At 47.1% G+C, this 859-nt stretch carries 3 protein-coding genes; all 3 read right to left on the bottom strand.

Annotation, left to right across the window (positions count from 1 at the left end):
* On the bottom strand, positions 1-146 hold a 146-nt coding region (locus tag RH88_RS24140; RefSeq protein ID WP_005598594.1), incomplete at its 3' end, for a phage tail assembly protein.
* Complete coding sequence (locus RH88_RS17770; RefSeq protein ID WP_005598593.1) at positions 146-499, bottom strand: phage tail tube protein; 354 nt, start codon at positions 497-499, stop codon at positions 146-148. The genes RH88_RS17770 and RH88_RS24140, both read right to left, overlap by 1 nt.
* Before the next feature lie 9 nt (positions 500-508).
* Positions 509-859: phage tail sheath C-terminal domain-containing protein (locus RH88_RS17765; protein ID WP_005598592.1), on the bottom strand; the 351-nt coding region annotated here is incomplete at its 5' end.

Raw genomic sequence — 859 nt, 5'->3', positions numbered from 1 at the left:
TGAGCTGAGCCAGCATTGACTAGCTTTTCCGCTTCTTCTTCCGCTTCGAGGATATCGCCAGCCGTTAGCTCACGCAGCTCTACTTCAAAGTGCGTGGTTTTATCGGTTTTAATACCATGATCGAGTTTAAATTTTATTGCTGCCATTAGACTTGCTCCGCTGTGTACGCTGACATATCAAAGTTGTAAGAACCATCAGACTCAGAGATTTTGATGGTGCTTGTTCTAAATGCTCGGTTTAACAAAAAACGATGGCCTGAGTCGGCTTCAAAATCGACCGTGGCATCTGTTAACTCTTGCAGCTCGTTGAAGTTGGTATTGGCATCAACGGCCACTTTTACCGAGAGGTTAGGTGCCTTATAAGTTGCCTTAGAGCCAAGAACGCGACCACCACCCACAACGGCTTCGCGTTCTTTACCGCCAAGGTCAAGCTCTGCGCCGCCCGTAGATTGAATTGCTTTACCGTTAACACGGATTGTTACGATACCTAAAATGCTCACGTTCTCTCCTTACAGCACAAACTGGTTCATCATCGCAAAGACGCGGAACTGGTTAACAAGATCGGGACTTGCAATCACGTTAACGCGGTTGCGGTCATTCTTATCTCGCTCGCAGTAGAGCGCTTCTTTGTAGTTCTCAACGTTCTCAACAATCCCTGCATCACGTAAATCCATATAAAGCGCAATCAGCTCAATATTGATGATGCTTGGCGTCACGATAGGTTGAGTTGGGTCAAAATCTTGCCCATCGTCGGCTAGCTTATGACGTGGGAATTTTTGAGTAATACGGTTGACCGTGGCATAGCGGATATAACCAAGCGTGTGCGGCGTGGTTAAGTCCAAATAGCTTGGGTCAGGGCG

The sequence above is a fragment of the Vibrio scophthalmi LMG 19158 genome (genome assembly GCF_000222585.1).
In the GTDB taxonomy this organism is placed as follows: domain Bacteria; phylum Pseudomonadota; class Gammaproteobacteria; order Enterobacterales; family Vibrionaceae; genus Vibrio; species Vibrio scophthalmi.
The sequence above is the reverse complement of the archived record's forward strand: the minus strand, read 5'-3'. Positions and strand labels throughout refer to the sequence as shown.